This is a genomic window from Streptomyces sp. NPDC034111, from assembly GCF_055575375.1.
On sequence record NZ_JBVIST010000005.1, the window covers coordinates 123,617 to 137,062 of the forward strand.

General features: G+C 75.3%; 12 protein-coding genes and 2 pseudogenes. 2 read left to right on the forward strand and 12 right to left on the reverse strand.

Annotated elements, in window-relative coordinates; genetic code table 11:
* Nucleotide 1 precedes the first annotated feature (1 nt).
* On the forward strand, nt 2-568 hold the full coding sequence (locus ACZ55A_RS15020) for a hypothetical protein (protein WP_468839445.1): 567 nt from the start codon (nt 2-4) through the stop codon (nt 566-568).
* Here the strand turns inward: ACZ55A_RS15020 and ACZ55A_RS15025 are convergent.
* From ACZ55A_RS15025 to ACZ55A_RS15040, 4 genes and pseudogenes are all read right to left on the reverse strand, one after another.
* Nucleotides 496-1,227: a class I SAM-dependent methyltransferase gene (locus ACZ55A_RS15025; protein WP_468839448.1), complete on the reverse strand. Its 732-nt coding sequence runs from the start codon at nt 1,225-1,227 to the stop codon at nt 496-498. The genes ACZ55A_RS15020 and ACZ55A_RS15025 overlap by 73 nt on opposite strands.
* On the reverse strand, nt 1,224-1,898 hold the full coding sequence (locus tag ACZ55A_RS15030; protein ID WP_468839451.1) for a TIGR04282 family arsenosugar biosynthesis glycosyltransferase: 675 nt from the start codon (nt 1,896-1,898) through the stop codon (nt 1,224-1,226). Before ACZ55A_RS15030 ends, ACZ55A_RS15025 begins: the two co-directional genes overlap by 4 nt.
* Nucleotides 1,895-2,650: a glycosyltransferase family 2 protein gene (locus ACZ55A_RS15035; RefSeq protein ID WP_468840091.1), complete on the reverse strand. Its 756-nt coding sequence runs from the start codon at nt 2,648-2,650 to the stop codon at nt 1,895-1,897. Before ACZ55A_RS15035 ends, ACZ55A_RS15030 begins: the two co-directional genes overlap by 4 nt.
* Nucleotides 2,636-3,688, reverse strand: a pseudogene (locus tag ACZ55A_RS15040) (NAD-dependent epimerase/dehydratase family protein); the annotation flags it as partial. The pseudogene ACZ55A_RS15040 and the gene ACZ55A_RS15035, both read right to left, overlap by 15 nt.
* 322 nt (nt 3,689-4,010) lie before the next feature.
* Here ACZ55A_RS15040 and ACZ55A_RS15045 point away from each other — a divergent pair.
* Nucleotides 4,011-5,015, forward strand: coding sequence for a PP2C family protein-serine/threonine phosphatase (locus ACZ55A_RS15045; RefSeq protein ID WP_468840094.1), 1,005 nt, complete (start codon nt 4,011-4,013; stop codon nt 5,013-5,015).
* 7 nt (nt 5,016-5,022) lie between these two features.
* Here the strand turns inward: ACZ55A_RS15045 and ACZ55A_RS15050 are convergent, their stop codons facing one another.
* The 8 genes and pseudogenes from ACZ55A_RS15050 to ACZ55A_RS15085 form a co-directional block, all read right to left on the reverse strand.
* Nucleotides 5,023-6,210, reverse strand: a complete 1,188-nt coding sequence (locus ACZ55A_RS15050; RefSeq protein WP_468839453.1) for a 4-hydroxybenzoate 3-monooxygenase — start codon at nt 6,208-6,210, stop codon at nt 5,023-5,025.
* A gap of 117 nt (nt 6,211-6,327) precedes the next feature.
* The gene (pcaD, locus tag ACZ55A_RS15055) at nt 6,328-7,146 is read right to left on the reverse strand and encodes a 3-oxoadipate enol-lactonase (protein WP_468839456.1); all 819 of its coding nucleotides are present in this window, start codon (nt 7,144-7,146) and stop codon (nt 6,328-6,330) included.
* The gene (gene pcaB, locus ACZ55A_RS15060; protein WP_468840097.1) at nt 7,143-8,552 is read right to left on the reverse strand and encodes a 3-carboxy-cis,cis-muconate cycloisomerase; all 1,410 of its coding nucleotides are present in this window, start codon (nt 8,550-8,552) and stop codon (nt 7,143-7,145) included. Before pcaB ends, pcaD begins: the two co-directional genes overlap by 4 nt.
* Nucleotides 8,553-8,613: 61 nt before the next feature.
* Complete coding sequence (gene pcaG / locus ACZ55A_RS15065) at nt 8,614-9,273, reverse strand: protocatechuate 3,4-dioxygenase subunit alpha (RefSeq protein ID WP_468839458.1); 660 nt, start codon at nt 9,271-9,273, stop codon at nt 8,614-8,616.
* On the reverse strand, nt 9,273-10,061 hold the full coding sequence (pcaH, locus tag ACZ55A_RS15070; RefSeq protein WP_468840100.1) for a protocatechuate 3,4-dioxygenase subunit beta: 789 nt from the start codon (nt 10,059-10,061) through the stop codon (nt 9,273-9,275). Before pcaH ends, pcaG begins: the two co-directional genes overlap by 1 nt.
* A gap of 120 nt (nt 10,062-10,181) precedes the next feature.
* Nucleotides 10,182-11,402 carry a thiolase family protein gene (locus tag ACZ55A_RS15075; protein ID WP_468840103.1) on the reverse strand — a complete coding sequence of 407 codons (1,221 nt, stop codon included), beginning with the start codon at nt 11,400-11,402 and terminating at the stop codon, nt 10,182-10,184.
* Nucleotides 11,402-12,193, reverse strand: a complete 792-nt coding sequence (locus ACZ55A_RS15080) for a CoA-transferase subunit beta (protein ID WP_468840106.1) — start codon at nt 12,191-12,193, stop codon at nt 11,402-11,404. The genes ACZ55A_RS15075 and ACZ55A_RS15080 overlap by 1 nt, the downstream gene beginning before the upstream one ends.
* Nucleotides 12,194-12,415: 222 nt before the next feature.
* Nucleotides 12,416-13,219: pseudogene (locus ACZ55A_RS15085) on the reverse strand (CoA transferase subunit A); the annotation flags it as partial.
* Nucleotides 13,220-13,446 lie beyond the last annotated feature (227 nt).

Genomic DNA, 13,446 nt, shown 5'->3' on the forward strand with positions numbered 1-13,446 from the left:
GATGCGCGGCAGCGGGAGGTGGCGGGCCGGGGCGGGCCGGGTGTGGCGGGTGCTGTCCCGTCGCCACTGGTACGGCGAGGGTTCTTTGCATCTGCTGCTGATGCTCGCCTCGTTCGCGCTCACCGGCTATGCGGGGGTGCGGCTGCTGGCCGGCGGGCAGTGGCCGCTGGTGGTCGTCTGGTTCGTGGGGGCGGCGCTGCTGCACGATCTGGTGCTGCTGCCGCTGTACGCGTTCGCCGACCGCGCGCTGGCCCGTTACACGGCGGGGAGTGCCCGGCAGCGGGCCTGGACCGGGTATGTCCGGGTCCCCGCGGCGTTGTCGGGGCTGTTGCTGCTGGTGTGGTTCCCGCTGATCGCGAGCTCGCCGGGGAGCGGTTCGGCGGCGCATTACGAGGCGGCGACGGGGCTGCCCGCCGGGGTGTTCCTGACCCGCTGGCTGCTGGTCACCGCCGGGCTGTTCGCGGTGTCCGCCGGGTGGCTGCTGTGCCGTACGGTTCAGCCGCGGCGGGCCGGGACGGCGGGACGCGGGCGCAGGGAGACGAAGCAGCGGTCCGCGCCCGGCGACTGACCGGCCGGGCCGGTGACGGTCCATTGCTCGGCCGGCGTCCAGCCGGTGGCGTCCGCGTACCGCAGCAGCGCGCGGGTGCCGACCCGGGCCCAGGGGAAGAGTTCGCCCGGTACGCGGGGTGCGTCGTGGCGGGCGGGGTAGCCGCCGTCGACCCGGACCTGGACGCGTTCGTCGAGGTCGGCGGGGGTGGTCTCCACGATGAGCAGTCCGGCCCGGCGGACCAGTTCGGCGGTCCGGGCGAGCAAGGCGCGCGGGTCGCCGCCGATGCCGATGTTGCCGTCGAGCAGCAGCGCGGTGCCCCAACTCCCCTCTTCCGGAAGGGGTTCGAAGACCGAGCGGTGCAGTGCGGCGCCGCCGAGTGCGGTGGTGCGGGCCACCGCGGCCGGGCTGACGTCTATGCCGAGCGCCCGCCGGCCCTGTGCGGTGAGCGCGGCGACCAGCCGTCCGGGGCCGCAGCCGATGTCGAGGACGGCGCCCTCGCAACGGCGCAGCGCGGAGCGGTCGGCGGCGTCCGCCCCGGCGCACCAGCGCTCGACGTCGAGGGGCAGCAGCCAGCCGTCGCTGCGGCGCAGGAAGAGCGGGCCGCGGCCGCTGCGCAGCGCATCGGCGTACGGGTCGGCGCCCCAGGCGGTGGCGGTGGGCGGTGTGGTGGTGTTCATCGGCGGTCGGCCCGCCTGAGCCGGGCGAGGGTGGCGGCGAACCGTCCGGCGGGCGCGGCGGCCGCGACCCGTTCGGCGTCGTCCGCGGTGTCGACGTCGCACAGCGGCGGCAGTTCGCGCACCCGGAGTCCGGCGGCGGTCAGCCGGGCGCGCTGGACGGCCCCGGTGCGGTCGGTGGACATGGGGACGCCCCGTAGCAGCCGGGGGTCGGGGGCGGCCAGGCCGAGCGCCCAGAATCCGCCGTCCTCGGCCGCACCGAACCAGGCGTCACAGCCGTTCCAGGCGCCGGACTCCAGTGCGGGGGCGAGGAGTTGGGGGGTGATCTGCGGGGTGTCCATGCCGATGAGGAGGGTCGGTCCGGTGCTGTCGGCGAAGGCCGCGGCAAGCCGCTCGTCGAGGCCGCCGGCGCACTGCGCCCGGATCTCGAAGCCGGCCGGCAGCCAGCTGCCCGGCCGGCCGTCGAGGACCACGACCCGTCGCCGGGCGGGCATGGCGCGGACGGCCTGGAGGGTGTCGTGCAGCGCGGCCTCGGCCAACTGGGCGGCTTGGTGGGGGGTGTAGGGCGGGGTGAGCCGGGTCTTGACCCGGCCGGGCAGCGGTTCCTTGGCGATGACCAGGACCGTGGTCGGCCCGGGCCGCTCTCGCTCCCGGCGTGCTGCGGGCTCGGTCATCGGGGCGTCGTCTCCTGCGTACGGGGCGGCAGCGGCGGCTGGTTGAGGACGGTGCGCATATCGCGGACCGCGTGCCAGGTGCCGCGCCAGGTGCCGGTGACCTTCGAGCGGCCGGCGCGCGGCCGGTAGGGCACCGCACGTTCCTCGATGCGCCAGCCGGCGTCGGCGGCCCGGACGACCATCTCCAGCGGGTAGCCGCTGCGGCGGTCGGTGAGGCCGAGTCCGAGCAGTGCGGTGCGCCGGGCGGCGCGCAGCGGGCCGAGGTCGTGCAGCCGCAGCCCGGTGCGCCGCCGCAGCATCCGGGCCAGGGCGAGGTTGCCGGCGCGGGCGTGCGGGGGCCAGGCGCCGCGGCCCTGGGGGAGCCGGCGGCCCAGCACCAGATCGCTCTGGCCGTCGCGGACGGCGTGGACGAACGGGGTGAGCAGCGCCGGGTCGAGCGAGGCGTCGCAGTCGCAGAAGCAGACGATGTCCGCCTCGGCGGCCAGCAGTCCGGCGTGGCAGGCGGCGCCGAAGCCGCGGCGTGGTTCGTGGACGACGGTGGCGCCGAGTTCGCGGGCGAGTTCGGCCGAGCCGTCGGTGGAGCCGTTGTCCACGACGATCGCCCGCCAGCCCTCCGGGATGCGCGCCAGTACCCAGGGCAGCGCGGCGGCCTCGTCCAGACAGGGCAGTACGACGTCGACCGGTGCGGGGCGGGAGGGGCGGGGCTGGGCGCCGGTCACTCCGGGGGCGGGCGTGGACGCCGGTGCCCGCATCCCTTCCCGTGCGAACTCGGCCATGCCTTCGGCGAATCCGGTCCGGGCCCGCCAGCCGAGTTCGTCGGCGATCCGCTGGGAGGACGCGGTGATGTGCCGTACGTCGCCGAGCCGGTACTCCCCCGTCACCACCGGCGCCGGCCCGCCGTACGCCTCGGCCAGGGTGCGCGCCATCTCGCCGACGGTGTGCGGCTGTCCGCTGCCGGTGTTGTACGCGGTCAGGGTGCCCGCGGCCCGGTCCGGCAGGGACTCCAGCGCCACCGCGTTGGCCGCCGCGATATCGCGGACGTGGACGAAGTCCCGCCGCTGGCCGCCGTCCTCGTAGACGGTCGGGGCCTCGCCGCGGGCCAGCGCGGAGCGGAAGTACGAGGCCACGCCCGCGTACGGGGTGTCGCGCGGCATGCCGGGGCCGTAGACGTTGTGGTAGCGCAGCACCACGGCGTGGCCGCCGACCGACCGTGCCCAGGAGGCGGCCAGATGTTCCTGGGCCAGTTTGGTGGCCGCGTACACATTGCGCGGGTCGGTGGGCGCGTCCTCGCCGACCAGGCCCGGCCGCAACTCCGCGCCGCAGTGCGGACAGCGGGGCTCGAACCGTCCGCCGTCCAGTGCGGCGACCGCCCGTGGGCCCGGCCGCACCACGCCGTGGCCGGGACAGGTGTAGCGCCCTTCTCCGTAGACCACCATCGATCCGGCGAGCACCAGCTTGCGCACACCGGCCGCGGCCATCGCGGCCAGCAGGACGGCGGTGCCCAGGTCGTTGCAGCCGACGTAGTCGGGGGCGTCCGCGAAGTCCTTGCCCAGGCCCACCATCGCCGCCTGGTGGCAGACCGCGTCGACACCGGTGAGGGCCTCGTCGACGGCGGCCCGGTCCCGTACGTCGGCGACGATCCGGCGCTCCTCCGGGCGCGGCGGCGGGGGCTCCCGGTGGGCCGAGGGCAGCAGGGCGTCGAGCACGACGGGTTCATGGCCGCGTGTGTGCAGCGCCTCGACGACCTGCGATCCGATGAAACCGGCGCCGCCGGTGACCAGTACTCGCATGCTGGTCACGCTAGGCGCGGGAGGGCGTTCCGGCGCGCGCCACGACCGTCGCGTCATGGCTCCGTAAGATCCGGCGGCTCTGTGACCGCTGGATCACCGTAGCCACTGCGATTCGGTAACAGGCCCATTCGAGGTATTTCGGTACGGCATATGTTGCATATGCTCAGCCGGGGGGCCGGGGGGCCGTTTTCGGACACTCCGACGGCCGACCGCCCCCTGGATCCTGTAGCCCCCTACGACACCGTCGGAGAACCTCTTGGCCGTGGAGAACGGGGAGCACCGCACCGGCTCCCGTGTGCTGTCCGTGCTCCCCTACACGGTCATGGCCGTGGTCGGTGCCGTCGATCTCACCGCGGGGCCCGGGGTGGGGTTTCTGCCGCTGGTGTCCCTGGGGCCCGCGTTCGCGGGTCTGGTCGGCGGCTGGCGGCGGACCGCGCTGGTGGGACTCGCGGCGGCCGTGCTGTGCCTCGGTCTGGGCGTCTACAACGGGCTGTTCGACAGCCGCCGCGGGCTGACCGCGCTGCTGTCGGTGGCCGGGGTGACCGCGGCCGGGGTGGTCGCCGCGGTGATGCGCCAGCGCCGCGAGGCGGAGCTGGCCAGCGTCCGGTCGATCGCCGAGGTCGCCCAGCGCGTGCTGCTGCGCCCGGTGCCGCGCAGTGCGGGTCCGCTGCGGATCGCGGTCTCGTACACCTCGGCGGTGGCCGAGGCCCGGATAGGCGGCGATCTGTACGAGGTGGTGACCTCGCCGGCCGGGGTGCGGATCATCGTCGGGGACGTGCAGGGCAAGGGCCTGGAGGCCGTGGAGAGCGCGGCGGTGGTGCTGGGCGCCTTCCGGGAGGCCGCGCACGACGAGCCCGATCTGCCGGCCGTCGGGGAACGCGTCGAACGGGCCCTGAACCGCCATCTGTCCGGTGAACGCTTCGTCACGGCGGTGCTCGCCGAGATCGGCGACGGTCCGGACGCGACGCTGCTCAACTACGGTCATCCGTCCCCGCTGGTGGTCCGCCCCGACGGCGCGGTCGCCTTCGCCGCGCCGCCCGAGCGTGCCCTGCCGCTCGGCCTCACCCTGAACGGGGCCGGCACCCCGCTCCCCTACCAGGTGCCGTTCACCCCCGGCGACCAGCTGCTCTTCTACACCGACGGGGTCAGCGAGGCCCGTGACGCGGCGGGCCGCTTCTACCCCCTCGACGACCGCGCCGCCCATCTCAAGGACCCCGACCCGGAGACCGCGCTGCGCTCGGTCCGCGAGGACCTGGTCGAGCATGCCGACGGGCCGCTGCACGACGACGCGGCGATGCTGCTGGTCCGCTACCGGGGGGACCGCTGATCCGGCCTCACTTCAGGGGCAGCCCGGTGTAGTTCTCCGCCAGTTCCGCCGCGGCGTGCGGGGAGCGGGCGATCCGGTCGAGCTGAGCGAGTTGTAGCCGGGTGTCGAACGGGCTCTGGTCCGGTGCCGGGTGCAGCGTCGTCGTCATGAAGTACGAGAAGTGTTCGGCGCGCCAGACGCGGCGCAGACAGGTGTCGGAGTAGGTGTCGAGCAGTGCGGTCGAGCCGGTCCGGTGGAGGTGGGTGAGGGCGCGGGCCAGGACGGTGACGTCGGCGACGGCGAGGTTGAGGCCCTTGGCGCCGGTCGGCGGCACGATGTGCGCCGCGTCGCCCGCCAGCAGGACCCGACCGTAGCGCATCGGTTCGGTGACCGAGCTGCGCATGGGGAGGACCGACTTGGCGGTGATCGGCCCGCGCGCCAGCTTCCAGGGGGTGTCGAGGGCGGCGCGGGCCTCCAGTTCGTCCCAGATCAGCGCGTCGGGCCAGTCGGCCGGGTCGGTGCCGTTGGGGACCTGGAGGTAGAGCCGGCTGACGGCCGGTGAGCGCATGCTGAAGAGGGCGAAGCCGCGCTCGGAGTGCGCATAGATCAACTCGTCGCAGGAGGGCGGCACTTCGGCGAGCACACCGAGCCAGGAGTAGGGGTAACTGCGCTCGTAGGTACGGCGCTCACCCTCCGGCACGGCCTGCCGGGCCACCCCGTGGTAGCCGTCGCAGCCGACGACGTAGTCGCAGCTGAGGGTGTGTTCGCCGGTCTCGTGCCGGTAGCGGATGAGCGGGCGGTCGGTGTCCGCGCCCTCGACGGCGGTGGCCGTCGCCCCGAACAGCAGCGGTGGCCCGTCGGCGAGCTGGAGGGCGATCAGGTCCTTCACCACCTCGGTCTGGGCGTAGACCATCACCCGCCGGCCGCCGGTCAGCGCCGGGAAGTCGAGGCGGTGCGCGCGCCGGCCGTAGCGCAGCTCGATGCCGTCGTGGACCAGGCCCTCGCGGTCCATCCGCTCCCCCGCCCCGCAGGCGCGCAGCATGTCCACGGTGCCCTGTTCGAGGATGCCGGCGCGCTGCCGCCGTTCGACGTAGCCGCGGTCTCGGCTCTCCAGGACGACGCAGTCGATGCCGGAGCGGTGCAGCAGGCGGGCGAGCAGCAGTCCGGCGGGTCCGGCGCCGATGATGCCGACGGTGGTGTGGCGGGGGTGGGTCACTGTGGGGTTCCTTCCGCGGGGTGCGGGGGCGGGCCGTCCGGGTCGTCGGGGTGTCCGCCGGCGAGGCGGTCGGCGAGGGCGGAGGCGGTGTGGGCGGCCGGGACGCCGCCGTTGGGCTTACGGGACGGGGGGGCCGGGGCTGTCGTCGGCCGGGTGGGCCGCCAGATGGCCGAGGAGGGCGGCCAGGACGGCGGCGGGGCGTTCGACGCTCGCGAGGTGGGCGGCGCCGGAGAGCTCCAGGAGGCTCGCGTCCCCGATGCCGTCGGCGAGTTCGCGGGAGTGGGCGGGCGGGGTGGCCGGGTCGGCGCGGCCGGCCACGACGAGGGTGGGGGCGGTGATCCGGTCCAGGTCACCGCGCAGGTCGTAGTCGGCGAGCGCATCGCAGCAGGCCGCATAGCCCGCGGGTGCGACCGTCCGGCGCAGCGCGTCGACCAGGGCCACGGCCTGCGGGGAGCCGGCGAAGGGAGGGGTGAACCACCGCCCGGCGGCGGTCCCGGCGACCGGTCCGAGTCCCGCTTCCCGTACGAGCGCGGCCCGTTCGTGCCAGGCGGTGGGCTCGCCGAAGCGGGCCGAGGAGCAGATCAGGGTGAGCGAGGCGATCCGCTCGGGGTGGTGCGCGGCGAGCCAGGCGCCGACCGCGCCGCCGAGTGAGATCCCGGCGTAGCCGAAGCGGTCGATGCCGAGGGCGTCGGCGAGGTCGAGGACGCGCCGGGCGAGGCCGGGGACGGTGGTCGTGGCCGCATCGGCCGGGGTGCCGCCGTGACCGGGCAGGTCCCAGCGGATGACACGGAACTTCGATGCAAGTGCGGCGAGTTGGGGGTCCCAGACGGCGAGGGAGGTGCCGAGGGAGGGGCCCAGGACGAGGGGCGGGGCGGTGGCCGGACCGTCGACGGTGTGATGGACGAGCGCGCTCGGGGCGGCGGGCTGCTGGGTCATTGTGGCTCCTGCGGGTCGTGCACGGGGCGTGCCAGCGCGCGGTCCACGAGAGCGCCGGCGGACCCCATATACCCGGTGGGGTCGAGGAGTTGGCGGAGGCGGGCGTCGGGGAGGGCCGGGCGGTCGGGCTCGGCGGCCCCGTTCCCGTACAGCTCCGCGCGCAGGGCGTCGTACAGTCCGATGCCCTCCTGCGCGGTGCGCCGGGCCGCCTCGTCCAGGATGCTGCGGGCCTCGCCGCGGCCGGTCAGGGGGGTGAGGGCCGCGACGAGGCGTTCGGTGACGATCAGTCCGCCGGTCGCGTCGAGGTTCTGCCGCATGCGCCGCGGATGCACCCGGAGGTCCGCGGTCAGCTCGGCGGCGTCCCGCGCCGCGCCGCCGACCAGCCGCAGGGCGTCCCGCAGCGGCTGCCATTCGGCGTGCCAGGCGCCGGCCGGGCGCTCGTCCTCGGCGGCGAGCGAGCCGTACAGCACCGCGGTGAGGGCCGGGACCTGACGGGCCGCGGCCGCGATCAGCGTGGCGCGCACCGGGTTCGCCTTGTGCGGCATGGCGGAGGATCCCCCGCCGCTGCCCTCGGCCAGTTCGCCGGTCTCGGTACGGGAGAGGGTGAGGACATCGGCCGCGAGCTTGCCGAGGGCGCCCGCGGTGAAGGCCAGCGCACCGGCGAGATCGGCGAGGGGGGTGCGCAGGGTGTGCCAGGGCAGGGCCGGTTCGGCGAGTCCGGTCTCGGTGGCGTAGGCGGCGAGGAGCCGGACGCCGAGGTCCGGCGGCGTGGGTCCGGTCCCCGCCTCGGCCTCCGCGTACGCGTGGAATGCCGCGAGAGTGCCGGCCGCGCCGCCCAGTTGGGCGGGCAGCGCGGCCCGGACGGCCGTGAGCCGTGCGTGGGCGTCGAGCACCAGGCTGCGCCAGCCGGCGGCCTTGAGGCCGAAGGTGGTGGGCACCGCGTGCTGGGTCAGGGTGCGGCCGGCCATCGGGGTGTCGCGGTGCCGCGCGGCCGTACGGCGCAGCGTTTCGGCGGTGCGGGCGAGGTCCGCGAGGACGGTGTCCAGGGCGCGGGCGCAGACCAGCATGGTGGCGGTGTCGAGGATGTCCTGGCTGGTGGCGCCCCGGTGGACATGGGCCGCCGCCTCGGGGTCGCGGGCGGCGACCGCGGCGGTCAGGTCGGCGACGAGCGGGACCACCGGATTGCCGGCCGCGCGGGCGCGTCGGGCGAGGTCGCGGGGGTCGTGGTCGTGGGCTTCGGCGGCCGCCGCGGTGACGGTGGCGGCCGCGGAGTGCGGTGCGAGGCCGAGGGCGGCCTGGGCGCGGGTCAGCGCGGCCTCGGCGTCGAGCAGGGCGCGCAGATATCCGGCGTCGCCGGTGGTGTCGGCCACGGCGGAGCCGGCCCAGGAGGGCGCGAGCAGCCCCATATCGGCCTCGGCGTACGGCAGTTCGTGCCGCTCGGGTGCGGTGGTCCGGTGCTCCGGCCGGTCAGTGGAAGGCAAGGAAGACCGTCTCCTCGTGTGTGCCGTCCGCCGTCTGCTGCAACTGGACGTCGAAGCGGTACCGGCCGGGGCCGTCCGGGCGGGCGAGCAGGGTGCGCGCACGGGCGGCGGGCAGCTGCCCGAGCAGCGGATCGGCGGCGTTGGCGGTCTCGTGCTCGGGGAAGTAGATGCGGGTGAAGAGGTGGTGGAGCAGCCCGCGGGCGAAGACGCACACGGCGAGGTGGGGCGCGGCGTCCGGGCGTCCGGCGGGGGCGGTGGCGGGCAGGGTGCGCAGGACGTAGCGGCCGTCGGCGTCGGTCGGGACGCGCCCGAAGCCGGTGAAGTCCAGGCCGTTGCGGCCGGTCACCGCGCCGGTGGCCGGGTCGTGGCGCAGTGAGCCGGGCGCGCCGGCCAGGCCCCCGTCCGGGCCCGCCTGCCAGAACTCCAGCAGTGCGTCGGGCACAGGGGCGCCGGCGCCGTCGCGTACCGAGCCGTGCATGGTGACCGTGTCGGGGTGGCCGGCCGGTGCGATCTGCTCGCCGCCGGGGAACGGGAGGGCGTAGCCGTAGAACGGTCCGATGGTCTGCGAGGGGGTCGGGGCGAGCGGTGCGGCGGGCCGGGCGCCCGGCGCCGCGTCGGACTGCGGGCGGGTGGTGGGGCGGGGCATCAGCGGCCTTCCTCGGTCCAGGTGGCGGACGGGCCGTCCAGGACGATGTCCCAGCGGTAGCCCAGGGAGCGTCCGGGGCACGACAGTTGGTGGTCGTAAGCGGCCACCAGCCGGGCGCGGGCGGCGGGGTCGGTGACCGAGCCGAGGATCGGGTCGTACGGGAAGAGCGGGTCGCCGGGGAAGTACATCTGGGTGATCAGGCGCTGGGTGAAGGCCGTGCCGAAGAGCGAGAAGTGGATATGGGCCGGGCGCCAGGCGTTGTCGTGGTTGCGCCACGGGTAGGCGCCGGGTTTGACGGTGGTGAACGTGTAGCGGCCCTCGTCATCGGTCAGGCAGCGGCCGACGCCGGTGAAGTGGGGGTCGAGCGGGGCGGGGTGCTGGTCGCGCTGGTGGGCGTACCGGCCGGAGGCGTTGGCCTGCCAGATCTCGACGAGCTGACCGCGGACCGGGCGGCCGGTGCGGTCCAGGACGCGGCCGGTGACGGTGAGGCGTTCGCCGAGCGGCTCGCCCGGGTGCTGACGGGTGAGGTCGGCGTCGAGCTCGGTGACGTCGGTGACGCCGAAGACGGGCCCGCTGAGCTCCACCGCCTCCGGGTCGGCCCGGTGGTCGATCTCGACCGGTGGCCGGTGGGGGTGGCGGGGAGTGCTGCTGCGGTACGGGGCGAAGTCCCGCGCGGGGTGCGGCGGGGCGGGGGCACCCTGGGCGCGGTCCCGTTCGGCGGCGGTGTGCAGGGCGGCGATCTCGCGGCTGATGTCGTCCTGGGTGGGGAGCGGGGCCAGGGCGGGCATCGGGCGGGGGCCGGGAAGCGGGGCGCCGGGTGTGCAGAACGGGGGGACGGGGGCGGTGGGTGGGGTCAGGGTCATGACTGCCATCTCCCTGTGGTGGTCGGGCGGTTGGGGGGCGGGCGGCTACCGCTCCAGTACGACGGCCAGGCCCTGCCCCACGCCGATGCAGAGCGTCGCCAGCCCGGTGCCGGAGCCGGCCGCCGCCAGCCGGTGGGCGACCGCGCCGACGATCCGGGCTCCGGAGGCGCCGAGCGGATGGCCGAGGGCGAGGGCGCCGCCGTGCGGATTGACCAGGGCGGGGTCGAGACCGGGCCAGCCGGCCAGACAGCCGAGGGCCTGGGCGGCGAACGCCTCGTTCAGTTCGACGGTGCGCAGCGCGTCGAAGCCGCATCCGGCCTTCTCCAGGGCCCGCCCGGCCGCTTCGACCGGGCCGAGCCCGAAGAGCTGCGGCTCGATGCCGCTGACCGCGCTGCTGCGGATCCGGGCGAGCGGTGCGCATCCGGTGGCGCGCAGCCCGCGCTCGTCCATCAGGAGCAGGGCCGCGGCACCGTCGTTGAGCGGCGAGGAGTTGCCGGCGGTGACCGTGCCTCCGTCCTTACGGAAGGCCGGCCGCAGCTTGGCCAGGGCATCGAGCGAGGTGTCGGCGCGGACGCACTCGTCGCGCACGGCGCCGCCGTGCCCTTCCTCGTCGCGCGGCGGGTCGTCGCCGTACGGCACCACCTCCGCGTCGAAGGCGCCGTCCTTCCAGGCGCGGGCCGCCTTCTCATGGCTGGCCAGCGCAAAGGCGTCCTGCTGCGCGCGGGTGATGCCGTAGCGGTCGGCGATCAGCTCCGCGCCCTCCCCCAGCGCGACGGTCCATGCGTCGGGCATCCGGGGGTTGGTCAGCCGCCAGCCGAGGGTGGTGGAGTGCAGGGTGCCCGGTCCGGTAGGAAAGGCCCGTTCGGGCTTGGGGAGGACCCAGGGGGCCCGGCTCATCGACTCCACCCCGCCGGCGACCGCCACCGAGGCGTCGCCGAGCGCGACGGCCCTGGCGGCCTGGATGACCGCCTCCATCCCGGAGCCGCAGAGGCGGTTGACGGTGACGCCGGGCACGGTCACCGGCAGCCCGGCGAGCAGCACCGCCATCCGGGCCACATTGCGGTTCTCCTCGCCCGCGCCATTGGCGTTGCCGAGGTGAACATCGTCGATCCTGGCCGGGTCCAGGCCTGGTGCCCGGTCCACGAGGGCCTTGACGACATGGGCGGCGAGGTCGTCGGGGCGGACGCCGGACAGCGCGCCGCCGTACTTGCCGAACGGGGTGCGGACGGCGTCGACGACATAGACGTCCCGGGGGCGGTCGGTGATCACGGGGCTGCGGTGTCCTTCCGGGAGCGGGCGCCAACGGGCGTGGGGGGTATGGGGGTTGTCCGGGCGGCCGCGGCCTTCAGGGCGCGCAGCGCGGCCAGTTCATGGTCGGTGGGCGGGGCCGTGACGCCGAGCCGGCCGGCCGTCCTGAGGTCCCACCCGGTGGCCGCCCGTACCTGATCCACCGTCACTCCTGGGTGGAGTTCGGTGAGTACCAGCTCCGCAGTGCCGGGGTCGGGGCGCAGTACGCCGAGGTCGGTGATGACCGCGGCCGGACCGGCGCCGGGCAGCCCGAGCGCCGCGCGGTCCCCGGGGCCGCTGCCGTGGCCGAGGGTGGTCACGAAGTCCAGCGCGCCGACGAAGTTGCGCCGGCTGTGCCGCAGGACCATCAGGACCTGACCGCAGTTGGCGGCGATCTCGGGTGCGCCGCCGGCCCCGGGGAGGCGCCCCTCGGGCTTGCCGGGGCCGCGGCGGACGGCGGTGGTGTTGATGTTGGCGAACCGGTCGACCTGCGCGGCGCCGAGGAAACCGACGTCGATCCGGCCGCCCTGAAGCCAGTAGTTGAACATCTCCGGCACGGACACCACCGCGTCGGCGGTGTCCGCCAGTTCGCCGTCCCCGATGGACAGCGGCAGCCGGGTCGGTTTGGAGCCGAGGGCGCCGGATTCGTAGATCAGCACCAGGTCCGGATTGACGGTACGGCGGGCGAGGTTGGCGGCCGTGCTGGGGAGCCCGATGCCGACGAAGCAGGTGCGGGCGCCGGCCAGGGCACGGGCGGCGTTGACCTCCATGAGCTCGTCGGGGGTGCAGTGCGGGGCGGAGCCCGGGGTGGCCGCGACGGCGGGGGGCGCGGGTGCGGGTGCGGCGGCGGGTGCGGGTGCGGCGGGCGCGGGCGCGGCGGCCCCGGACGGTTCCTGCGGCGGATCGGTCGCGCGCAGCCCGGCCGGTTCCCCCGGCGGATCGGCCACCCGCCGCCCGGCCAGTTCTTCCGCAGGGCCGGCCGCCCGCCCCTCCCCCCGTACGCACTCCGCCAGCCACCGCCCGAACGCCGCCCGGTCCCGCGAAATGCCGTCCCACGCCCGGTAGAAGGCGTTGTCGCGGACCGAATAGCCGGCCGCGTACGAGGGGTGCGCGCCACCGGGGACGACCGCGACCGCGTCCACGGCCCAGCTGGGCAGGACGACCCCGCCGGGGCGCGGCTCCAGCGCGCCGTCGACGACCTCCTCGACGGTGACCAGGACGCGCCGGGCGGCGAGCGCCGCCTCCTTCTGCACCCCCGTCAGGCCCCACAGCTGCACATTGCCCGCCGTGTCGGCCTGCTGCGCATGGATGACCGTGACATCCGGGTTGAGGGCGGCGACGGCGGCCAGCTCCTCGCCGGTGAAGGGGCAGATGACGGTGGAGACCGTGGACGTACGGGTGGGTATGTCGCTGCCGCGGTAGCCGCGCAGCACCGCGAACGGGAGCCGGGCCGCGCCCGCGGCATAGCGGTTGGCCATACCGGCGTGGCTGTGTTCGTCGAGCTCCAGCGGGGCGGGCCAGCCGTTCTCGACGGCGTCGCGGAAGCGGTGCAGCGAGCCGACGCCGGGGTTGCCGCCCCAGGAGAAGACCAGTTTGCGGGCCACGCCCGCGCCGATCAGCTGGTCGTAGACGACGTCCGGCGTCATCCGGGCGAGCGTGAGGCCTTTGATGCCCTGGCGGATGATCTCGTGCGCCGCCGCGAACGGGATGAGGTGGGTGAAGCCCTCCAGCGCCACGGTGTCCCCGTCATGGATCAGCTCAGCGACGGCGTCGTGCAGGGAACGGATGTCGGCCATGTCCTCGCCCTCGGGTCGTACTGCGTCGTACCGGCTCGTGCTGTGGCGTACCGGCTCGTGCTGCCTCGTTCGTGTCAGCTCGTTCGCGTCAGCTCGCGCGCGTCCAGCCGGCCCACTTCCGTCTGTTCGCGCAGTGAACTAAAGTTCAGTATCGAGATTGAGTGTGACCCTCGCTCCCGACCCCTGTCAACGGTCCGCCGGGTACGGTTCGGACGAGATCACCGCAC